Here is a 22,007-nt window from a genome sequence, read left to right as displayed (position 1 = left end):
AGATGGAAGCAGAGTTGGCCGACTCGGGCGGCCGCAAGCGCCGTTCCGGTCTGCCGGGACTTGCCAGCCTTGCCCGCCGGGCCTGGCAGGCGGTGTTCGATACCGCGGCGCGGGCCATCCTGCTCGACGAGGAAAGCGTCATCCGGCTGCGGCGCATCCAGATGGTGGGCGCGCTGGGGGTCATCGGTCACCCGCTCTATTACCTGATCTGGTCGTACGTGTTCCCGCAGCCCTACGAGAACCTGTGGCTGCGCCTGGTCTGCACCGCGCTGTTCGTGCCGCTGCTGTTTGCCAGGGCGTTCTCGCACCGCCGCTGGCTGCCGCCCTACGCGCTGTTTGCGATCACGGTGGGCATGCCGTTCGCCTTCATCTTCCTGTACCTGGAAAACGGCGGCTCGATGGCCTGGGCCGAGTCGGTCATCATCGCCGTGGTGATCCTCTATCACTTCAATACGGCGTTCGCGACCATCTCGCTGCTGTCCGGCGCGGCCGCCGCGGTGGCGCTGTTCGTGCTGGCCGGCAATTCCATGGGCGGGATTCCATGGGAGCCGGTGCTGCTGCAGCTGCCGATCATCGGCTTCGTGATCTCGGTGCTGGTGGTGATCAAGCTCGACCGCCAGCTGCTGATCGAGCAGAAGCGGCGCGGCATGGCCGCGGCGCTGGCCACCGTCGCGCATGAACTGCGTACGCCGCTGACCAGCCTGAGCGTCAGCGCGAGCGGCCTCAAGGCGCGGCTGCCGGCGGCGCTGGACCAGGATGCGCCACGCCGCGAGGGGCTGATGCAGGCGGTGGCGCGCATGGAGTCCGACATCGCGCATATCAGCAACAGCATCGAGCTGCTGGTGTCCAACTCCAAGAACCCGGAACAGGCCACGCGCGAGTTGTTCGAGCTGGGCGGCGTGATCCGCGATGCCATCGCCCGGTTTCCGTTCGACGAGCCGGGCCGCGACATCGTCGCGTTCGACCTGCCCGGCCCGGTGCGCGTGCTCGGCAACGCCCAGCTGTTCGGGCTGGTCGTGACCAACCTGCTGAAGAACGCGCTCGAAGCGATCAAGCGCGCCGGCAAGGGCGATATCCGGATCTGCTGCGAGGTGCGGCCGGACGGGGTGCACGTCACCTTCCGCGACACCGCGACCGGGGTGCCGCCGCAGGTGCTGGCGCGCATGTTCCAGCCGTTCTTCTCCTACCCGGCGCACCGCGGCACCGGCATCGGGCTGGCCTTCTGCCAGAACGTGCTGACCAGCTGGGGCGCGGGCATCAGCTGCCGTTCCGTCGAGCACGAGTTCACGGAGTTCAACATCCGCTTCCCGCATAGGGATCACTGAGGGATCACTGAGGGATCACTGAGGGACCACTGAGCGGCATCAGCCGGACAGCGCCAGCGCCACCTGCCGCCGCAGCCGCGGCAGCACGTCTGTGTCGAACCACGGATGGCGTTGCAGCCAGAAGCGGTTGCGCGGGCTGGGGTGCGGCAGCGGGAAGAATGCTGGCAGGTAGTCGGCGCAGGCGGCGACGGTATCGGCCAGCGTCGCCCCGGCCCGGCTGCCGAGGTAATAAGCCTGTGCGTGGCGGCCGACCAGCAGCGTCAGCCGGATTTCCGGCATGGACGCCAGCAGCGCTGCATGCCACAGCGGCGCGCATTCGCGCCGCGGCGGCAGGTCGCCGCTGGCGCCCTTGCCCGGATAGCACAGCCCCATCGGCACGATCGCCACCTTGCCGGCGTCATAGAACTGCTCGGGCGTCAGTTGCAGCCAGGTACGCAGCAGGTCGCCGGAAGGATCGTTCCAGGGGATGCCGGTTTCATGCACGCGGCGCCCGGGCGCCTGGCCGACGATCAGCAGGCGCGCATGGGCGCCGGCCTGCACCACCGGCCTGGGCTCGTGGGGCAAGGCACAGGCGTGGCAGCCGGCAATGTCGGCGAGGAGCCGGTCAAGCCTGGTGGATCGGGTACGAGGCAAAATCAGCGGCTGAGCCCGCGCCCCTCGATGGCCCAAACCGCTTCCACGCGCTCGCCGCGCACGCAGGCATAGGCATCGTGCAGGTTGGCGGTGGGATCGCAATGGCCCGGCACCAGCCACAGCCGCTCGCCCAGCAGGTCGCGGCTGTCGGCGCCGGTCACCGTCAGCACACCGTGCTCGTCGTTGGCGGCAACGTACTCCAGCGCGCCATCGGCATCGCGCGGCCACACGTGCGGCAGGCCGGAATCGACCGCGACCGACTTCAGCCCCACATCGCACACCGCCACGCCGGCGCGCGCCGCGCTCATCACGGTGGCTGCCACGAACAGGGAATGCAGCGGCCGCAGCGCGCCCTCCCATTCGAGCGAGCCGTAATGGCCGTCGAGAAACAGGTACGAGCCCGGCTGGATCTCGGTGTAGACGCCGCTCTCCAGGTCGAATTCGGCGGTGCCGGTGCCGCCGCCGGTCACCACCGGGCAGCGCAGCCCGCGCCGCTCCAGCGCGCGCAGGTAGCCGGCGGTGGCTTCGGCCGCGCGCTGCGCGGCTTCGCGCCGCTGCGCCCAGGCCTCGATATGCTGGATGCCGCCGTGATAGCCCTGCAGGCCGCCGAAATCCAGTGCGGCTTCGGCGCCGATCGCATCGACCAGCGCCAGCAAGGCCTCGTCGCTGTCCACGCCGCAGCGGCCCTGCCCCACGTCCACCTCCGGCAACACCGCAATGCGCACGCCGGCGCGCGCCGCGGCGGCGCCGACCTGGCTGACCTGGCGCGCATCGTCCACGCAGATCGACAAGCGCGTGTGGCGCGCCAGTTCGGCGGCCATTGCGGCCTTGTCGGCGCCGACGAATTCATTGCTCAGGTGGATGCTGCCGATGCCGGCGGCGGCAAAGGGATACGCCTCGGACAGCTTCTGGCAGCAGATGCCGACCGCGCCCGCATCGACCTGCCGCTGCGCGATCGCCACGGACTTGTGCGCCTTGGCATGCGGGCGCAGCGCTACGCCGGCGCGTTCGGCAAGTTCCGCCATGCGCGCCAGGTTGGCTTCAAAGGCATCGAGTTCGATCAGCAGCGCAGGCGTGGGCAACGCTGACAACGATTGGCCGACCGCCGCGTGCGGCGGCCGGAGAACGCTGGCTTCATGCATGGTATGGGGCCCGGTTGCGGCAGTGCTTGCCGTGGGCCCCTCACGATAACACCGGCGTGCCCCTTGCGCACAGGCTTGCGCGCGCAAAACGCGCTAGCGGCGCGTGGCCAGCAGGCGATAGCCGCGTCCGCAGTGTTCCGCGGCAGCGGCGCGGGCCACATCGGCATCATCGAACAGGCCGGCCTGCGCGATCGACCTCACCATCACCGCCTCGCCGCGCTCGTTAGCGAGGAAACGACCGTCCCAGCCTTGCACGATGTACAGCACGTCGCCGGCCGGGGAACCGACCTGCCGGCGCTGGCCGGTGGACTGGCCGACCCGCTGCTGACCCTGATCCTGATCCTCGCCACGCGCTGCGCGGCCGGCACGCTCGCCGATTTCGCCATTGCCGCCGCTACCGCCGCTGCTGCCGGGCCGCACCATCTGGATGTTATTGCGCACTTCACTGACGCCGAGCACATCCTCGGCCATTTGCTCGATGCGGAACTTGGCGTCGCGGTCCCGGACGGTGCCGGCCAGCGTGACGATGCCCGAGCCGACGTCGACGGTGACATCCGAGACATCGTCATCGGCGTGGGCGAGCCGTTCGCACAGGTCATCGCGAATGCGGGCGTCGGTGCGCTGGTAGCCCTTGGGCATGCGGCGCGACCCCGCTTGCGCGGCCCAGCGCGAAGGGCGCGTGGGGCGCTCGTCATCTTCATCCTCGAGGCCATAGCGGGCCTCGCCATAGCCATACGGCGAGCCGCCAGTGTCGCCGCTGCGCCAGTGGCGTGCCTGGCGGGTATCGTCGGGCTCATCGTAGCCGCGGTGGCGCCAGGTTCCCCGGATTTCCGACGGTGGATAGTCTTTCATGGATTGCCTCCGATCTGACGTCCTAGCCTGATATCGGTAGCACAAAACATGCCCTTGCGCCGGTGCTGGCCGCGTGGCGCTCCGGCAGCGCCGCGGGACGCAGTTTTTACACGATGCGCAACAACGTCATGCGCTTCGTCCATCCCCGGCGGGCCGGTCGAGGTACTGGCCGACGATGCGCACCAGCAACGGCAGCTTGCCGGTAAAGAAATGATCGGCGCCCGGCACCACCACCACCGGCAGCGCCTGCGGTCGGGCCCAGTCGAACAGCGCCGACAATTCCGCGCGCTCGTCGCGCTCGCCATGCACCACCAGGCAGTCGGCCGGCACTGCCGGCGTGTCATAGCTGCGATGGGCCTTGACCGTGCCATACGGCAGGCCGGCCAGCACGAGGTGACGGACCGGCACGCCCTGCGCCGCCAGCGTGGCGGCCACCTGCGCCATCACGAACGCCCCGAAAGAAAAGCCCGCCAGCGCCAGCGGCAGGCCGGGGTGGTCGTCGCGCAACTGCGCCACCACGGCCAGCATGTCGCCGGTCTCGCCGTGGCCCTGGTCGTGCTCGCCGCCCGAGCCCGCCACGCCGCGGAAGTTGGGCCGCACAGTCAGGAAGCCGCGCGCCAGCAGCGCCTTGGCCAACTGGTGCGGCACCTTATGCGTGGCCGCGCCGCCCAGCAGCGGGTGCGGATGCGACACCACCGCGATCCCGCGCGGCGTGCCGGCGGGACGGTCGACCAGCATCTCGATCGGCCCGGCGGCGCCAGCCAGGTGCGCCGTTTCCGTGGCAGACGGTACTCCCATGAATGCTCCTTGCAATGTCGGGCGAGCCGATTGCCGGCCCGCGAAAGCCGTGATGGTAATGCGATTGTGACGAACATGCCGCCCGCGCTGTTTCCTCGCACGGCCACGCACGGCCGCGCACTACACCGATGCGCAAAATTCTGCCCGCCGGTGCCCCATGCGCCGCCTGTGCGGGACGTGTGACCTGAACGCTTTCGTATAATGCCCTGAGCCGTGGCGGCTCCGAAAATGGTCCCGCCGCGATCGGTCAGCACGACCCGTGCCACGCATTGCCCGCTTGCGGCTTCGCCCGCAGGCCTTTCTCGTGGCTGACCCAAATTCGCCGAAGCGGATGGACTGTACGCAGCCATCCCTTCCCGTGTTCATCGCCGGTGTCCCGGCCGTTCCGCAGCGGAATCGCGATGCAGCGCCATGTGGCCCTGCCCGCACCGTGCCTTGCCATTTCCATCCGCCGCCGGAGCGCCGCAAGCCGTCACCATCCGACGAGAATCCGCCATGAGCAAAGCTTCACGGCTCGCACTGGGCCTTGCGCTCGCTGCGCTATGCCACCTGATGCCGGTCACCCTGCCCGCCGTCCATGCCGCAGGGACCGCATCGGAAGCCGAGGCCGCCGCACAAGCGCCCGCGCTGACCCACGCCGAAGCCAACGCCGAACTCAAGCGCCTGCAGACCGAGCAGGACAGCGTCAAGCAGCAGGCCTCCGACCCCGACGGCAATACCAAGCTGCATGACCTGCAAGAGACGCTGCGGCGGCTGGATGCCGACGCCGACAAGCTCGGCGCCGCCCTGAAGCCGCAGCGCGAGCAGTTGCAGGCACAGCTCGACGTGCTCGGTCCGCCACCGGTCGACGGCACCACCAGGGAAGCTCCCGCGGTGATGAAGCAGCGCGCCGAGCTGAACACGCGCCGCACGCAGCTCGACGCGCATCTCAAGCAGGCTGCCGAGAGCAAGGAGAACATCGCCAACCTGAGCGAGCAACTGGCCCGGCTGGAGCGCGGCCACCTGAAAGACCAGCTCGCGCTGCGCTCGGAAAGCATCCTCAACCCGCAGTTCTGGCAGCCGCTGTTCAGCCCGCCGCCGGAAGACCAGGCGCGGCTGGACGGCTTCCGCGACCAGGTGGAGCCGATGCTGCAGCTGGCGTGGCAGCCGTCGCAACGCGCGGCCACGGTGGCCCTGCTGCTGCTCGCGCTGGCGGTATGGACGCTGGGGCGGCGCCTTGCCGAGCGCGCGCTGGCGTGGTTCTGCCTGACCCGGCTGCCCGAGACGCGCCTGCGCCGCAGCGCGCTGGCGCTGGCGACCACGCTGGCAACGGTCTGCACCACAGGTCTCGCGGTGCAGCTGGTCTACCACGCCTTCGCGCGCAACTATGAATTGCCGCCCGACGGGATGGCGCTCTACGCGCAGCTGGTCAAGCTGACGATGACCAGCGCGCTGATCGTCGGGCTGGGGCGCGCACTGCTGTGCACGCGCCACCCCAGCTGGCGCCTGCCTGCGCTGGCCGATCCGGTCGCGCTGGCGATGAAGCCCTTCCCCGCCGTGCTGGCTGGCCTGTTGCTGCTGGCCGGCACGCTCGAGCAGATCAACCGCATCGCCGACACCAGCCTGCAGGTCACGCTGCTGGGCCGCGGGCTGGTGTCGCTGGTGGTGGTGCTGACCATCGGCGCGGCGCTGCTGCGCGCCAACCGCGTGCGCAACGAACTCGCCGCCGCGGGCGAACGCCCGGAGGCGCGCGCCACGCTGGCCGGCATGATCCACGCCGCCGTGACCGTGCTGGTGATCGTGTCGATGGTCGCGCTGCTGGCCGGCTATATCAGCTTCGCGCGCTTCCTGACCTATGAGCTGGTCTGGTTCGACATCGTGCTGTGCAGCCTGTACCTGCTGACGCAGGTCACGCGCGATGTCTGCGAGGCCGTACTGTCGACCAACCACGCCAGCGGCCGCGTCATCAAGCAGCTGTTCGGCGTGGACGATTCGCATCTGGAGCAGGCCTCGACCGTCCTGTCGGGCATCGGCGCCAGCGTGCTGCTGCTGGTGGCAGTGGTGGCGCTGCTGACCGGCGGCTTCGGCACCACGCCGGCGGACCTGCTCAACAGCCTGCTGATGGTGCTGGGCGGCGAGAAGCTGCGCAGCCTGAACATCATGCCGGAGCGAATCCTGAATGCGGTGCTGGCGCTCGGCGTGGGCATCTGGCTGCTGCGTTCGGTGCGGCGCTGGCTCGATGCGGAACTGCTGCCCAAGGTGTGCAGCGAGCCGGGGCTGCGCGCATCGCTGATCACGCTGTTCAGCAATGTCGGCTATGTGCTGCTGGTGCTGCTGACGCTGTCGCTGCTGGGCGTGCGCTGGGACAACCTGGCGTGGATCGTCAGCGCGCTGTCGGTGGGCATCGGCTTTGGCCTGCAGGAGATCGTGAAAAACTTTGTCTCGGGCCTGATCCTGCTGACCGAGCGCCCGGTCAAGGTAGGCGACATGGTCAGCCTGGCCGGCGTGGAGGGCGACATCCGCCGCATCAATGTGCGCGCGACCGAGATCCAGCTGGGCGACCGCTCGACTGTGATCGTGCCCAACTCGCAGCTGATCTCGCAGAACGTGCGCAACGTGACCATGAGCAACAGCACGCAGGGCGTGGCATCGCTGCAGCTGACATTCCCGCTCAATACCGATCCGGAACAGCTGCGCGACCTGCTGCTCGATGTCTACAAGGAAAACGAGTCCATCCTGGACGTGCCGGCGCCGTCGGTCATGTTCAGCCAGCTCGCTTCCAACGGCATCACGCTGTCGGTGACGGGCTACGTCGGCAGCCCGCGCATCGCCGCGGCCACGCGCAGCGACCTGTTGTTCGAGATCCTCAAGCGGCTGCGCGCCGAGGACATCGCACTGACCGAACCGCAATCGCTGCGGCTGGAAAACCTGCCGCCGTTCGGCGAAGCATCGCAACGCGCATACGCGGCGGGGTAAGTCCGCCGACCGCTCCGCCCGGTGGTCCGCGCTCAAGACATCGGTACGCCCGCCCTGCGCGAGCCCGGGCGGACTGGCCCAAATCCCCGGGGTGGATTCCGGACAGGGTGGGTGACAGGGGCCGTATTACGGCCTGTTAAAAACCGGTCCCTGAAAAAAGCCCCGTTACAAAGCTAACAAGTCGGCCTTCGCGGCGAAACACCTTGCCGGGCAGTTTGCATCCATCATTCAGGAACACAAGCTGCATCACAAGGAGTCCGACATGCGCCCCTCCACCCGAATCGTCGCCGCGGCCGCCCTGGCCGTGGCGCTGGTAGCCGCCGGCCCCGCGTCCGCGCACGGCCGCCACCATGGCGGCGGGTCGAATGCCGGCGCGGTCCTTGCCGTCGGCGCGCTGGTCGGCCTGGCGTTCGGCGCGGCGCTGGCCTCGGCGCCGGTAGTGGCCGCACCGGTGGCGGTGGCGCCGCCGGTCACCTATGCCCCCGCGCCGGTCTCGTACGCGGCGCCGGCGGTGCCACCGGGCTATTGCTACAGCGACTACGACCGCGCGTACGTGCCGTGCGGCCCGCAGCCGTCCGGCTACTACCGGCAACAGCCTTACTACGGCTACTGATCATGCCGGTCGATCGCGAATACTTCAGCCGGCTGTACGGCCGGCAGGACGACCCCTGGGGCATCGGCACGCGCTGGTACGAGGCACGCAAGCGCGCGCTGCTGATGGCCACGCTGCCGCGCGAACGCTTCGCACGCGTGTTCGAGCCCGGCTGCGGCGGCGGGCATCTTACCGTCGAACTGGCGCCGCGCTGCGATGCGCTGGTGGCAATGGAGCTTGCCGACAGCGCTGCCGGGCAGGCGCGGCAACGCGTGGCGGAGTTTGCCCACGTACAGGTGCTGACGGGTGAGCTGCCGCAGCATTGGCCCGAGGGATCGTTTGACCTGATCGTGTTTTCAGAATTGGGGTACTACTTCCCGAAGTCCGACTGGCACGAGGTCGCGGCGCTGGCGGCGGGTGCGTTGAGCGATGACGGCGTCATTGTCGCCTGCCATTTCCGGCATTTGTTCGCCGAGCAGCAGATCACGGCGCAGGCGGTGCATGATGCGATTGGTGCGCAGCATGGGCTGTATCGGCATATTCATCACCAGGAGCCGGATTTCACGATGGATTTGTGGTCCCGGCAGTTGGAGATGAGGTTGGCTTGAGGGGGGATGGGGCCTACTGCTGGCGTCAACGCGGGGACGCCTGCGGCTGCGCTGCGCGCCGGCAGTATCGCAGGTCAGGGGCCTGGGCTCGGGGGCCTGTCAGAAATTTTGTGTTTAGGGCATAACATGTCGCCAAGCCCAGCAAACCAACTAGGACCCGCGCGCAGCGCAGCCGCAGGCGTTCCTACCACGCCGCCCGCAGCAGGGGCCACTCAACAGCTCTGGGCTCGTTCAACATCCGAGTCAATCCCAAACCACCGTGGCGCACCAAGGCGTCAGGCAGTCCTGCCCTGCAACGAAGCAAAGCCCCGTACGAAAGCCCCAGCCCACTACGATAAGAGTGGCCGCCCGCAGGGCCGTAAACGCGCTTTCTGGTGACTCTTTGTCGCTCGGACAAAGAGTTACCCGCCCTTTAGGGCGGAACAGGGCATATCAAGCACCGCCAGATGCCAGCCGCAGCATAACCAAAAAAAAACGCCCCACACGCAACCAGCGCACAGGGCGTCCCACTACCTAAAACCTAAACACAAACAAAACCTTAAACCGGCACATCCCTAGTAGGATCCGGCTTCCGATCATCAAACCACCGATACAAAGTCGGCACCATCACCAGCGTCAGCAGCGTCGACGTAATCAACCCGCCGATCACCACCACCGCCAGCGGCCGCTGCACTTCCGAGCCAGGCCCGGTAGAGAACAAGAACGGCACCAACCCCAACATCGCAATGGTCGCAGTCATCATCACCGGTCGGAACCGCTGCGTCGCCCCCTGCACCACCGCCTCATCAAGCGACAAGCCCGAATCGCGCAGCGAACGGATATACGACACCAGCACCACCCCGTTCAGCACGGCCATGCCCCACAGCGCGATAAAGCCCACCGACGCCGGCACCGACAGGTATTCCCCGGTGACGAACAGCCCGATGATGCCGCCGATCGATGCGAACGGCAGCACCGTGATGATCAGCGTGGCAAAGCGCAGCGAGTTGAACAGCAGGAACAGCAGGAAGAAGATCGCAGCGATGGTCACCGGCACGATGATCTTCAGGTGGCCCATGGCGCGTTCCATGTTCTGGAACTGGCCGCCCCACTCCAGGTAGTAGCCCTCCGGCAGCTTGACCTTGGACGCGGTGGCCTGCTGCAGCTCGGCGACGAAGCCTCCGAGGTCGCGATCCTTCACGTTGATCATCACCACGACGCGGCGCTTGGCCATTTCGCGGCTGATCTGCGCCGGGCCGTCGTTGACTTCGATCCTGGCCACGCTCTGCAGCGGCACCTGCGTGCCGTCCGGCGCGTTCACCAGCAGCTGCCGGATCGACTGCACGTTGTTGCGGAAGTCATCCGGCAGGCGCACGGCGGCGGCAAAGCGGCGTTCGCCTTCGAAGATGTCCGTGGCGCGCTTGCCGCCGATCGAAATCTCGATCACGTCATGGATGTCCGACACGTTCAGCCCGTAGCGCGCAATCGCCTGGCGGTCGATTTCGATCGACAAGTATTGCTGGCCCGAGACACGCTCGATACGGATGTCCTGCGAGCCCTGGATGCCCCCGGCCACGCGCGAGATCTCACCCGCGAGTTCACGCAGCTTGTCGAGGTCGTCGCCGAACACCTTCACCGCCACGTCCGAACGCACGCCGCTCACCATTTCGTCGACGCGGTCCGAGATCGGCTGCGCCATCACGATCTGCACGCCGGGGATGGCCTTGAGCTTCTCGCGAATGGCGTTGGCGATATCGTCCTGGGTCCACCCGTCGGGCCACTGGTCGCGATCCTTCAGGCTGGCGATCGGGGTCGATTCGTTCTGGCCCTGCGGGTCGGCCGGGCTTTCGCCGCGGCCCACGCCGGACACCACCGACTTGACGCCGGGCACGCCCAGCACCAGCCTGTTGGCTTCCTTTTCCAGCTTGATCGACTCTTCCAGCGAGATGTTCGGCACGCGGTCGATCGCGGGAACGATCGAGCCTTCCTTCATCTCCGGAATGAACGACGTACCGAGCAGCGGCACGATCAGCAGCGTCGCGACGAACGCGCCCACTGCGCTGAGCACGGTCTTGCGGCTGTTGCCCAGCGCCCAGTGCAGCATGCGCAGGTAGTGGCGCTTCATGAATGCAATCACGCGCGTGTCATGCTCGGCGCCGCCCTTGAGCAGGTACGAGGACAGCACCGGCGACAGCGTCAGCGACAGGATCAGCGAGATCGCCAGCGCGATCGAGATGGTGAACGCCAGCGGCGCGAACATCTTGCCTTCCATGCCGGACAGGGTCATCAGCGGCAGGAACACCAGGATGATGATGCCCACGCCGACGATCACCGGCGTGGCCACTTCCTGCACGGCCTTGACCAGGATCTCGGTCTTGGTGAGGCCCGGCTCCTTGTGCCCCAATCGCTCGAACGCGTTCTCGACCACCACCACCGAGCCGTCGACCATCAGGCCGATGGCAATTGCCAGGCCCCCTAATGACATCAGGTTGGCCGACAGCCCCACGTGGTTCATCACCATGAACGTCAGCAATGGCGTCAGCACCAGCGTGGCCAGCACGATCACCGACGAACGCACGTCGCCCAGGAACAGGAACAGCACGATCACCACCAGCACCACGCCTTCGAGCAGCACCTTGGTCACCGTCCACAACGCGGCATCGACCAGCTCGCTGCGGTCGTAGTACGGCACGATCTGCAGCTTGCCGGGCAGCATGCCGCGTTCGTTGATCTCCGCTACGCGTGCCTTCACGCGGCTGACCACTTCCTTGGCATTGCCGCCGCGCATCATCATGACGATGCCGCCGACGGCCTCGGTCTGGCCGTTCTTGACCAGCGCGCCCTGCCGCACCTCATGGCCGATGGAGACGTTGGCCACGTCGCGCAGGTAGACCGGCGTACCGTTGACTTCCTTCAGCACGATGCTGCCGAGGTCCTCCACGCCCTTGGCCAGGCCGACGCCGCGGATCAGGTACTGCTCGGCGTAGTGCGGCAGCACGCCGCCGCCGGAGTTGGCGTTGTTGCGCGCCAGCGCCTGGTAGACCTGCTGGATCGACACGTCGTAATGGCGCATGCGCTCCGGGTTGACCAGCGCCTGGTACTGCCGCACGTAGCCGCCCTGCGAGTTGATCTCGGCCACGCCGGGGATCGAGCGCAGCAGCGGGCGCACCACCCAGTCCTGGGCGATGCGGCGCTCGGCCAGCTCTTCCTGCGTCAGTTCGCGGTTGCCGTCGTCGGCGCGGTCCAGCGTGTACTGGTAGACCTCGCCCAGGCCGGTCGAGACCGGGCCCAGCACCGGCGACACGCCTTCCGGCATGCGTCCGCCCACTTCGATCAGGCGCTCCATCACCAGCTGGCGTGCAAAGTACACGTCGGTGGCGTCGGTAAAGACCAGCGTGATCAGCGACAGGCCCGCCTTGTTCAGCGAGCGCATCTCTTCCAGGCCGGGCAGGCCCGTCATCGCCATTTCCACCGGCACGGTGACAAAGCGCTCGACTTCCTCGGGCGAGCGGCCCGCGGCTTCGGTCGCGATCTGCACCTGCACGTTGGTCACATCGGGGAAGGCGTCCACCGACAGCTTGGTGGCAGCGCGCAGGCCGAAGAAGAACAGCACCACGGCCAGCACGCAAACCACCAGCCGCTGCTTGATGGCGGCTTCGACTAGGGATTTCATCATGTCCGATTACCCTTGCTCGATGCGCTTGCGCTCGTTGTCCAGGTGGAACGCGCCATCGACCACGATGCGGTCGCCGGCCTTCACGCCGTTCTGCACCACGCGCATGCCGTCGCTCTCGGCGCCCAGCTTGACCTTGGTCAGGCGGAACTTGTTGCCCGGCATCTCGACATAGACCAGCTCGTCGTTGCCGTCACGCACCACCGAGGCCGCGGGAATCACCAGCTGGTCCTGCGGCTTGCCGGCGATCAGCATGCTGGCGAGCATGGCCGGCTTCAGGCGCCCTTCGCGGTTCTCGAGTTCGGTGCGGACCAGCACCGTGCGCGACTGCGGGTTGACCGTGCGGCCCACGTAGATCAGCTTGCCGGTGATGGTGTTGCCGCCCTTGCCGTTGGCCAGCGACGGCACCTCGATCTCAACGCTCTGCCCTTCGGCTACCTGCGCGGCCTGTTGCTCGGGCACCTCGGCCACGACCCACACGCGCGACAGGTCGGCCACGGTGTAGAGCGCGTCGGCCGGCTGCACCACCTGGCCCTGCGCCACGTTGCGCTCGACCACGGTGCCGCTGATGCTGGAATACACCGGCGAATGCGAGTTGATGCTGCCGTTCCTGGCCAGCTCGGCGATCGAGCCTTGCGACATGCCCAGCACGCGCAGCTGGTCGCGGTAGGCGCGCATCTCGGCGGAGGCGATCGCCAGCTCGCTCTCGCGGCGCTGCAGCTCGCCGCGGCCGATCACGTCGGCGGCAAACAGCTGGCGCGCGCGCTCGGCGTTGCGCACCTGCAGCTCGTGCTGCGCCTCGCTCTTCAGGAACGACATCTGCGCCGCGCCCAGCTCGCTGCTGTGCAGGCGCGCCAGCACCTGGCCGGCCTTCACTTCCTGGCCCAGCGTGGCATACAGGTCGGTGACGCGGCCGGTCACGCTGGCGCCGATGCGCGATACGCGCTGCTCGTCGAAGTCGATGCGGCCGGCCACGCGCAGCATCTCGCTGAACGGGGAGGTGCTCACCGGCGCCACTTTCAGCGACTGCTGCAGGTTGCCTTCCGGCTGGATCACGCCGGGCGGCAGCTTGGGCGCCTCGGCAACGGGTTCAGGCTTGTCGGAACAGGCCGCCAGGCTGAACGTCAGGACGGCGGCGGCCGTCAGCGAAAGCAGGAAATTGGGACGCATGGTTATTTCTGTTCGATGGTGGAGGTCGGCGGCAGGCCCGGCGCGGCGGTGGCGCCGGGGGCGGTCGACAAGAGCTTTTCGATCTGGATGGCGGCCAGCTGCTGCTCGTACTGGGCGGCGATCAGCTCGTTGCGCGCGCTGCGCAGCACGCGCTGGGCATCGATGAAGTCCAGGATGCCGCGCTCGCCGAAGCGATAGGCGGACTCGGCCACGCCCAGCGCCGACTCGGCCTCGCGCACGATGCCGGACTCCAGCGCGGTCACCTGCGCCTGCGTGATCTCGTACTGGCGGTAGGCCGATTCCAGTTCCTGCGTCAGCTCGAACTCGCGCATTTCCAGCGCGCTCTGCGCCTGCGTCGCCTGCGCGGTGGCCTCGCCCACGGGACCGCGGCGGCGGTCCCACAGCGGGATGGTCATGACCAGGCCGATCTGCGAGACGTTGTTGTCGGGCTGGCGGTCGGTGCTGGCGCGCACCGCCACTTCCGGCCAGCGCAGCGAGCGCTGGTAGTCGACGCCCAGGCGGGCGCGCTCCAGCTCCGTGCGGCGCTGGACCAGCTCGGCATTGCTCGCGGCCATGGTGTCGCGCAGCACCGGCAGCGGCGGCACGTCCGGCGACTGTCCCAGCGTGCCGTCCAGCGAGAACTGGCCCGGCATGGCGCCGCCGACCTGCTGGCGCAGCGCGGCCTTGGCCTGGTTCACGCGCAGCTCGGCGGTCTGCTGGCTCTTCTGCGAGGCCAGCAGCTCGGTCTCGGCCTTGATCAGTTCATAGCGCGGCGCTTCGCCAACCTCCACGCGCAGGCGTGCGCGCGAATGGATCTGCCGCATCATCGCCAGGTCTTCTTCCGCGGCATGCAGCTCGCTTTCGCGGCGCAGCACGTCGTAGTAAGAGGTCTTGACGCGCGCGGCGAGGTCGGCGCGGAAACCCTGGCGGGCCGCCTGCGACGACTCCAGGCCGCGCGAGGCCATGGCCTCGCGCAAGCTGCGCTGGTGCGGGTAGTCCAGCTTCTGCACCACGGCGTAGCTGGGCGCATTGCCGCTGGTCACGCCGGGCTGCTTGCCGGACAGCCGGCCGTACATCACCTCGACCTGCGGATTGGGATAGGCGCGCGCGCTGCTGATGGCGGCGCTGGCAGCATCGACATTGGCCTCGGCCGCGGCGACGCCCTTGTTGGTTGACTGCGCCATGTCGAGCAGCTGCGGCAGCGAGAAAGCGGGTCCGGCCGCGGTACCCGCGGGGCGTGCGGATGCCGCCTTGGGCACGGCCGTGGACGCAAGCAGCTCGGCGCCGGGAGTGAGTGCCGGGGCGGCGGAAATCTTCGCGGAAGGCTTGGAGAGCGGTGCGGCCGGGGCGGCGGGCGTGGTGCCCGCTGCCCCCGCGGCCTTCGCCGGGGCGGCGCCCTGCTCACCGGCATAGGCCTGGGCAGCGGCGAACGCGAGCAGCGAAAGCGACGCGATCAGGGTCAGCTTGGTTGTTGTCATGAGTCCGGAATGCAAGCAATACGACGCCTGCGCCATGCCGCCGCGCGCCCCGGCGCGAATCACGGCTGGGAATCACGGCGGGACGGACCACGGCAGCGGCTTACCCGCGCGCGGTAGCGGCGGGCAGGCTGGCGTTATCAGGCAAGGGGGCGCGGCCCGCGGCACGGCAGCTGCGGAGGCAGCGCGTGCGCGCGGGGGAGCGGCAAGGCGTGGAACGCCCGGCGCTCAGGAGCGGGTTATTGGCGGCCGGAAGAAGGCCGAAGGCGGCGGTTCGGCGCGGCCTGGGGGATATTGCGCGACATCCCCGGCGGGCAGCAGCAGCTTCACCGGGGGCAAGGCAATGAGGGCACTGGATTCTTCGATTTCGTCCAGCAGGTCCAGCGGGTCGAGCAGGTCGGCCGACCAGATATTGCAATACCCGGGCGGCGGGTCCTCGCAGATGTCGTCGTCATGCAGCCCATCGTCGCCGGGCACGATGACGCGACCCATGTCGTCCACCGACTGCAGCGCGGCCAGTTCGGTACTGGCCTGGACCTGCGGCTGCACCGACGTGCGCGCGTCCGCCACCGCTCCAAAGGAGAGCAGTGACAGGCACATGGCAGTCAGCAGCAGGAACAACAATCGCATGGGTCGGGGGCTTGGAGCACGGGGCGGAAGCGCCCTTTCGGACGGGCACCGGCCGTGCTGCGGGACAGCATTGTAACGTAACGATTACGATTGACAGAGAATCGTTACGTTCGTTCCGCAATGCAGCGAAAAGATGCATATCAATAGCGCGATTTTACCAGCAGATCGTTGAAAAGCCCGGGATAACCCTGAGCCAGGGTTTCGGACAGCCGCGGGTCTCAGAAGACCGGGCGGCCCTACACCACCCTGAACCCGTGGGTCCCGTCGCGCTCCAGTTGCGCGATCAGCCCGAACTCCCAGTCCAGGTAGCCCTGCATCGCCTCGCGCGGATTGTCGGTGCCTTCATACGGCCGGCGATAGCGGTCGGTGCGCTCTGACGCCAGGTGCGTCTCGCCGGACTCCAGCGGCAGCCCGGCCGCGATCCACGCCTGCGTGCCGCCTTCCAGCACCACCACTTCCGCATCGGTCAGCCGCTGCAGGTCGGCGGCGGCAAAGCGCGCGAGCAGGCTGGAGCCGCAAGTCAGCACATAGCGCCGCGCCTGCGGGATCCGCGCCAGCGCATCGGCCAGCTGAGCGCGGATGACGAAGTACGCGCCGGGGATATGGCGCTTGACGTAGTTGGCGCTGGCGGTGAAGTCGAGCACCACGGTGCTGCCGTCCGCGTCCTCGTCTAGCCACGCGGCCAGTTCGGCGGGTGCGACCGCCGGCACCGCTGGCGGCACCGGCACGTCTGCCGCCACCGCGCCGCTCTCGCCGCGCTCGGCCGCATCGGCCGGCTCCACCACCCAGACCTCCCAGCCCATCTGCGCCAGCCATGAACCGGTCATGCCGGCGCGCACGTCGTCGTCATCGGCCAGCACGATGCGCGCGCCGCGGACGGGGGCGTTGTGGTCGGTCTCCTGCACCAGCTGTCCGCCGGGCGCATTGACGAAGCCAGGCAGGTGGCCGTCGGCGAATTCCTCCGGCGTGCGTACGTCGAAGCGGTACACGGTGCGGCCAGGCTCCTCCAGCGATGCCAACGCCCCCAGCGCGATGCGGCGCACGCCGGCGCGGTCGGCGATCTCGCGCGCGCCGCTGCGGGCGCTGTCGCGGTTGCCGCTGCTCACTTCGGCGGGCGCACGGCGGCTGGCGCCGTGGTCGAGCTGCTGGCCCGCCAGCGTCCAGCCGATGGTGCCGTTGCGCAGCGCCGCAACCGGGTTGGGAATGCCGGCGTTGACCAGCGACTGCGTGCCGATGATGCTGCGCGTGCGGCCGGCGCAGTTGACGATCACCCGCGTGCGCGGATCGGGCGCCAGCTCGCGCACGCGCAGCACCAGTTCGGCGCCGGGCACGCTGGTGGCGGTGGGAATGCTCATGGTCTGGTACTCGTCGAAGCGGCGCGCGTCGACGATCACCGCGTCGGACTTGCTGTCGATCAGAGCCTGCACTTCCTCGGCGGACAGGGAGGGCGTATGGCGTTCTGCCTCGACCACTTCGCCGAACGACTTGCTCGGCACGTTGACGTCGCGGAACACCTCACCGCCCTCGGCGATCCAGGCGGCCAGGCCGCCTTCAAGCCGGTGCACGTTGGTATAGCCCAGCGTTTGCAGCACCGCCGCGGCGCGCGGCGCCAGGTCTTCCCCGGCGTGCTCGCCGTAGACCACGATCAGCGTATCGCGGCGCGGGATGCGCGGCCACGCTTCCAGCTCAAGCTTCGACAGCGGGAAGTTGGCGGCCCACAGCGGATGCGCCTGCGCGAAGGGGTCTTCCTCGCGCACGTCGATCAGTGCGATCTCGGCGCCGGCCAGCAGGGCCTGGCGCACCTGCGCGCGAGTGAAGGTGGGGATCGCCGTGGCGGCGGCTTGCGTGGCGTGCTGGATGGTCATGACTTCCGGTCTTCGCGGGAACGGTCCCACAGGTTAGGCAGGGTCCGGTTGGAATACCCGGAGATAAAGGGCTTGCGCGTGCCGTCCTCGGCGTAGACCGAGCGGCGCACCGCGCCGATATTGGCGCCGTACACATGGATGCTGACCGAGACGCGGTCGTCATGCACGTTGTTGACGCAATGGATGTCGCCCACGGCCGGCGACACGGCTTCTACCTGTCCGGGCAGCAGCCGCACCGGCTCGCCATGCGGCACGGGGCGGCCTTCGGCGTCGAGCACGAAGGGCTGCGAGTCCTCCGCGCCGCGCAGCATGCCGATCAGGCCCCATACGGTGTGGTCGTGGATGGGCGTGCGCTGCCCCGGGCCCCAGACAAAGCTGACGATCGAGAAGCGCTCGCCGGAATCGCAATGCAGCAGGTGCTGCTGGTAGTACTCGGGGTGCGGCTCGGCCCACGCCTCGGGCAGCCAGTCGTCGCGTGCCACCAGCCGCGCCAGCAGCGCCCCGCCCTCGCGCAGGATGCGCGGCTCGTCGGGATGCTGGTCCAGCAGCGCGGCCAGGCCGGTGATGAAATCGCGCAGCGGTGCGAGCCCGCTGGCGTCGGGGGAACTGCTCATGGAATGCCTCCGGGGGTGGTTCTGTATTCGGGCCCTCTGCGGGGCGCTGCCGCTGCAAACATAACACGGCGCGGCGCCCGCGTTCATGCCAGCACTGCATGCCCCTACAGCCCCAGCTGGTGCTTGCCGGCAGCGACCAGGATCGAATCGTTCTGCGGCGTATGGATGCGGCTGCACAGCACGTCGCGATAGTGCCGCTCGAGCGGATTGTTGCGGCTCAGGCCGTGGTTGCCGGCAAGCTGCAGCGCCAGTTCCACCGCGCGAATCGCATTGCCGGTCACGGTGAACTTGAGCAGGCCGCTGTCGGCGGTGGCAGGTGGCGCATTGCCGTCGGCGCGCGCGGCGGCATCGTCGAGCAGCACCTGGTTGGTCCGCAGCAGCGCGGCGATCTCGCCGATGGATTCCTGCACGCGCGGCAGCGTCGCCAGCGGCGCGCCCAGGCTGCCGGGTGCGCGCTCGCGCACGAAGCCGCGCACCCACGACCCGGCGGCGCGCGCCACGGCGTCATAGAGGCTGCCGAGCAGCACGGTCATCCACGCCTGCTGGTCGGCATTGGCGTCGATGTCGGCCTGGCTCGCGCCCGCGGGCGCCCACGCGGCGGGCGGGCGGATATCGACGGCGTGGTCGGGCGGGATCCAGATATTGTCGAGCACGGTCTCGTGGCTGCCCGAGGCGCGCAAACCCAGGTGGTTCCAGTTCTCCACGATGCGCACCCCGGCCACGCCCGCGGCCGGCCCCGGCACCAGGAACACGCCCACGCGCGGCTGCGGCTCGTCGGTGCGTGCCCATACCGCCAGCCAGCGCAGCGCGGGGATGCCGGTGCTGTACAGCTTGCGGCCGCTCAGGCGCCAGCCATCGCCGACCTGCGTGGCGATGGTGGCGGGCAGGCCGCCGCGCGCAGGGGAGCCGAGCTCGGGCTCGACCCGCAGCGCGTTGATCAGCGCCCCGTCCTGCACCGCATCGGCAAAGACCTGCGCGCGCACCACATGCGGCCAGTGCGAATCGGGGCGCGCGATGGCGCGATGCTGCAAGTAGGTCATGGTCAGCACCAGCGCCGTGGCCGGGTCGCCACCGGCGACGGCCGCGATGATGCGGCGCGCCTGCGCCAGCCCTGCCCCGCCGCCGCCGTAGTCGCGCGGCACCACCTGCGCGATCAGGCCTTGCGCGTGCAGCTGCGCGAAATTGTCATGCGGAAAGCTGGCGGCGGCGTCGTGCGCGGCGGCGCCGGCGGCGAAGCGCGCGGACAGTTCGGCCAGAACTTCGCCAAGGCGCGCGGCGCTGGCGGGCAGGCGGCGCAGGGAAGACGTCGAAGACATGGAACGGAACTCCGGGAGGGATGGCTGGCAATGCGGGCAACTTGCTGATGCTTGAGCCGATTGCCGCGAATGCCGCATAGCGTAGCGCCGCACCCGCGTTCCGGAAACGACGCTTATTGAATATGGTCCGTCGTTTTTATTCGTTAGTCGCCGCGCGCCGCTGGCGTACTTTGTTCCCCAGTCCATACAAGGCCCGGGCGGCAAGCCGCCGCCATCACCGAATCAGGAGCGTACGAATGAGCGTCGATTTCATCGGCATGATCCAGAGCCAGAAGCAGTCCGAGATCCATCCCCCTGCGGGCCCCGCGATCGACCGCGACTATGTGCGTGCCTTTGCGCAGGCGCACGAGCAGGCCGGCTTCGACCGCATCCTGGTGCCGCACCATTCGACCGGGCCGTCGGCCACGCTGACCATTGCCTATGCCGCGAGCGTGACCGAACGGATCCATTTCATGCTGGCGCACCGGCCCGGCTTTACCGCGCCGACGCTGGCGGCGCGCCAGATCGCCACGCTCGACCAGTTCAGCGGCGGGCGCCTGGGCGTGCATTTCATCTCCGGCGGCTCCGACAGCGAACAGCAGCGCGACGGCGATTTCCTCGACCATGACCAGCGCTACGCGCGCACCGACGAGTACCTGCATATCCTGCGCCGCATCTGGACCGAGCCGCAGCCGTTCGACCATGCTGGCGAGTTCTACCGTTTCACGCAGGGCTTTTCCGAGGTCAAGCCGGCGCAGCATCCGCATGTGCCGGTCTATTTTGGCGGCGCATCGGCAGCGGCCTTGCAAGTTGCCGGCAAGCACGCCGACGTCTATGCGCTGTGGGGCGAATCGCTCGACCAGGTGCGCGAGCTGACCACCCGCGTGCGTGCGGAGGCGGCAAGGCATGGCCGCACGGTGCGCTTCTCGGTCTCGTTCCGGCCGGTGCTGGCCGAGACCGAAGAGCAGGCGTGGGCCCGCGCCGACAGCATCCTGGAACGCACCCGCGCGCTGCGCGTGCAGGCCGGCTACAGCCGTGGCGGCCCGCAGCAGAGCGAAGGCGCGCGCCGGCTGCTGGCCGCCGCCGACAAGGGCGACCGTGTCGACCAGCGCCTGTGGACCGCGATCGCGCGCGAGACCGGCGGGCGCTCCAACTCGACCGGACTGGTCGGCACGCCCGAGCAGGTGGCGCAGGCACTGCTGGCCTATTACGAACTGGGCGTGACCACCTTCCTGATCCGCGGCTTCGATCCGCTGGAAGACGCCATCGACTATGGCCGCGAGCTGATCCCGCGCGTGCGCGAGCTGGTGGCGCAGCACGATGCCGCGCACCACGCGGAGCGCCGCGCCGCCTGAACACCCACAACAAGAATCGGGGAGTCTCACCATGAGCCAGAAGCACAACGACACCGACCCGCGCCGCCGCAGCGTGCTGCGCCTTGCCAGCGCCGCAGCCATCGCGGCGCCGGCGCTGATCCTCGGCCGCCAGGCCTGGTCAGCGCCGCGCAAGCTGACCTTCGCCTGGAACCAGAACTCGTTCTGCCTGACGCCGATCGTGGTGGCGCAGGAGAAAGGCTTCTTCGAGAAGAACGGGCTGCAGGTCGACCTGATCAACTACAGCGGCTCGACCGACCAGCTGCTGGAGTCGATCGCCACCGGCAAGGCCGATGCCGCGGTGGGCATGATCCACCGCTGGCTCAAGCCGCTGGAGGCAGGTTTCGACGTCAAGATCATCGGCAGCTCGCACGGTGGCTGCGTGCGGCTGGTGGGTTCGAAGGCCGCGGGCGTGACCAGCCTGCAGCACCTGAAGGGCAAGACCGTGGGCGTCAGCGACCTGGCCGCGCCCGGCAAGCACTTCTTCACCATCCTGCTGGCCAAGAACGGCATCGACCCGGACAAGGACATCACATGGCGCCAGTATCCGGCCGACCTGCTCGGCGTGGCGGTCGACAAGGGCGAGATCCAGGCCATCGCCGACGGCGATCCCAACCTGTACCTGCTGGAGAAGCGCACCAACGGCGCCTACGTGGAACTGGCCACCAACCTGACCGGCGAATATGCGCGCAAGGTGTGCTGCGTGGTCGGCGCGCGCGGCGAACTGGTGCGCAATGACCGCCCCGCCGCCGCGTCGCTGGCACGCGCCATCGTGCAGGCCACCGACTACGTCAACGAGAACCCCAACGAGGCCGCCAGGGTGTTCGCCAAATACTCGCCGAAGATCAATCCGGACGACCTGCGCAAGCTGTACGCGACGCTGACCTACAACCACCATCCGACCGGCTCCGACCTGCGCGACGAGATCGCGTTCTACGCCGACGATTTCCGCCGCATCGGCGTGCTGAAAAAGACCACCGATGCCAATCGCCTGGCGCAGCATGTCTACGCCAACGTCCTGGGGTAAG

The 22,007-nt window shown here is 68.5% G+C and carries 17 protein-coding genes; 6 read left to right on the top strand and 11 right to left on the bottom strand.

Features of this window, described 5'->3' with window-relative positions; all coding sequences use genetic code 11:
* Positions 1 to 2 precede the first annotated feature (2 nt).
* Positions 3 to 1,325 carry a sensor histidine kinase gene (locus tag E1J61_RS12375; RefSeq protein WP_133094351.1) on the top strand — a complete coding sequence of 441 codons (1,323 nt, stop codon included), beginning with the start codon at positions 3 to 5 and terminating at the stop codon, positions 1,323 to 1,325.
* A 39-nt stretch (positions 1,326 to 1,364) separates the two neighbouring features.
* Here E1J61_RS12375 and E1J61_RS12370 read toward each other — a convergent pair whose 3' ends face one another.
* From E1J61_RS12370 to E1J61_RS12355, 4 genes are all read right to left on the bottom strand, one after another.
* Positions 1,365 to 1,958 carry a uracil-DNA glycosylase family protein gene (locus tag E1J61_RS12370; protein ID WP_133094350.1) on the bottom strand — a complete coding sequence of 198 codons (594 nt, stop codon included), beginning with the start codon at positions 1,956 to 1,958 and terminating at the stop codon, positions 1,365 to 1,367.
* A gap of 2 nt (positions 1,959 to 1,960) precedes the next feature.
* Positions 1,961 to 3,100: a DSD1 family PLP-dependent enzyme gene (locus E1J61_RS12365; RefSeq protein ID WP_133094349.1), complete on the bottom strand. Its 1,140-nt coding sequence runs from the start codon at positions 3,098 to 3,100 to the stop codon at positions 1,961 to 1,963.
* A gap of 93 nt (positions 3,101 to 3,193) precedes the next feature.
* Positions 3,194 to 3,952, bottom strand: a complete 759-nt coding sequence (locus tag E1J61_RS12360) for a BON domain-containing protein (RefSeq protein WP_133094348.1) — start codon at positions 3,950 to 3,952, stop codon at positions 3,194 to 3,196.
* A gap of 126 nt (positions 3,953 to 4,078) precedes the next feature.
* A complete protein-coding gene (locus E1J61_RS12355; RefSeq protein WP_133094347.1) occupies positions 4,079 to 4,750 on the bottom strand; it encodes an alpha/beta hydrolase in 672 nt (223 codons plus the stop codon).
* Positions 4,751 to 5,245: 495 nt separating this feature from the next.
* Here E1J61_RS12355 and E1J61_RS12350 point away from each other — a divergent pair, with 495 nt between their 5' ends.
* The 3 genes from E1J61_RS12350 (at position 5,246) to E1J61_RS12340 (ending at position 8,905) form a co-directional block, all read left to right on the top strand.
* The gene (locus tag E1J61_RS12350) at positions 5,246 to 7,705 is read left to right on the top strand and encodes a DUF3772 domain-containing protein (protein WP_133094346.1); all 2,460 of its coding nucleotides are present in this window, start codon (positions 5,246 to 5,248) and stop codon (positions 7,703 to 7,705) included.
* A gap of 262 nt (positions 7,706 to 7,967) precedes the next feature.
* Positions 7,968 to 8,318: a mechanosensitive ion channel protein MscS gene (locus tag E1J61_RS12345; RefSeq protein WP_133094345.1), complete on the top strand. Its 351-nt coding sequence runs from the start codon at positions 7,968 to 7,970 to the stop codon at positions 8,316 to 8,318.
* 2 nt (positions 8,319 to 8,320) lie between these two features.
* On the top strand, positions 8,321 to 8,905 hold the full coding sequence (locus E1J61_RS12340; RefSeq protein WP_133094344.1) for a bifunctional 2-polyprenyl-6-hydroxyphenol methylase/3-demethylubiquinol 3-O-methyltransferase UbiG: 585 nt from the start codon (positions 8,321 to 8,323) through the stop codon (positions 8,903 to 8,905).
* 538 nt (positions 8,906 to 9,443) lie between these two features.
* Here the strand turns inward: E1J61_RS12340 and E1J61_RS12335 are convergent.
* The 7 genes from E1J61_RS12335 to E1J61_RS12305 all read right to left on the bottom strand — a co-directional run bounded on the left by E1J61_RS12335 (position 9,444) and on the right by E1J61_RS12305 (position 19,627).
* On the bottom strand, positions 9,444 to 12,560 hold the full coding sequence (locus E1J61_RS12335; protein WP_133094343.1) for an efflux RND transporter permease subunit: 3,117 nt from the start codon (positions 12,558 to 12,560) through the stop codon (positions 9,444 to 9,446).
* Between the two features lie 6 nt (positions 12,561 to 12,566).
* Positions 12,567 to 13,727: an efflux RND transporter periplasmic adaptor subunit gene (locus tag E1J61_RS12330; protein ID WP_133094342.1), complete on the bottom strand. Its 1,161-nt coding sequence runs from the start codon at positions 13,725 to 13,727 to the stop codon at positions 12,567 to 12,569.
* 2 nt (positions 13,728 to 13,729) lie between these two features.
* Entirely contained in the window at positions 13,730 to 15,205 is a 1,476-nt protein-coding gene (locus E1J61_RS12325; RefSeq protein WP_133094341.1) for a TolC family protein, read from the bottom strand.
* A 225-nt stretch (positions 15,206 to 15,430) separates the two neighbouring features.
* Entirely contained in the window at positions 15,431 to 15,832 is a 402-nt protein-coding gene (locus E1J61_RS12320; RefSeq protein ID WP_133094340.1) for a cobalt-zinc-cadmium resistance protein, read from the bottom strand.
* Positions 15,833 to 16,068: 236 nt separating this feature from the next.
* Positions 16,069 to 17,697 carry a rhodanese-related sulfurtransferase gene (locus tag E1J61_RS12315; RefSeq protein WP_133094339.1) on the bottom strand — a complete coding sequence of 543 codons (1,629 nt, stop codon included), beginning with the start codon at positions 17,695 to 17,697 and terminating at the stop codon, positions 16,069 to 16,071.
* Entirely contained in the window at positions 17,694 to 18,311 is a 618-nt protein-coding gene (locus tag E1J61_RS12310) for a cysteine dioxygenase (RefSeq protein WP_133094338.1), read from the bottom strand. The genes E1J61_RS12315 and E1J61_RS12310 overlap by 4 nt, the downstream gene beginning before the upstream one ends.
* 104 nt (positions 18,312 to 18,415) lie before the next feature.
* On the bottom strand, positions 18,416 to 19,627 hold the full coding sequence (locus E1J61_RS12305) for an acyl-CoA dehydrogenase family protein (RefSeq protein ID WP_133094337.1): 1,212 nt from the start codon (positions 19,625 to 19,627) through the stop codon (positions 18,416 to 18,418).
* Between the two features lie 236 nt (positions 19,628 to 19,863).
* Between E1J61_RS12305 and E1J61_RS12300 the strand changes: the two genes are divergently transcribed.
* Both E1J61_RS12300 and E1J61_RS12295 read left to right on the top strand, forming a co-directional pair.
* Positions 19,864 to 20,961, top strand: coding sequence for an LLM class flavin-dependent oxidoreductase (locus tag E1J61_RS12300; protein ID WP_133094336.1), 1,098 nt, complete (start codon positions 19,864 to 19,866; stop codon positions 20,959 to 20,961).
* Between the two features lie 31 nt (positions 20,962 to 20,992).
* A complete protein-coding gene (locus tag E1J61_RS12295) occupies positions 20,993 to 22,006 on the top strand; it encodes an ABC transporter substrate-binding protein (protein WP_133094335.1) in 1,014 nt (337 codons plus the stop codon).
* Position 22,007 lies beyond the last annotated feature (1 nt).

Origin of the sequence: Cupriavidus sp. L7L (assembly GCF_004353535.1) — a bacterium.
In the GTDB taxonomy this organism is placed as follows: Bacteria; Pseudomonadota; Gammaproteobacteria; order Burkholderiales; family Burkholderiaceae; genus Cupriavidus; species Cupriavidus oxalaticus_A.
The sequence above is the reverse complement of the archived record's forward strand: the minus strand, read 5'-3'. Positions and strand labels throughout refer to the sequence as shown.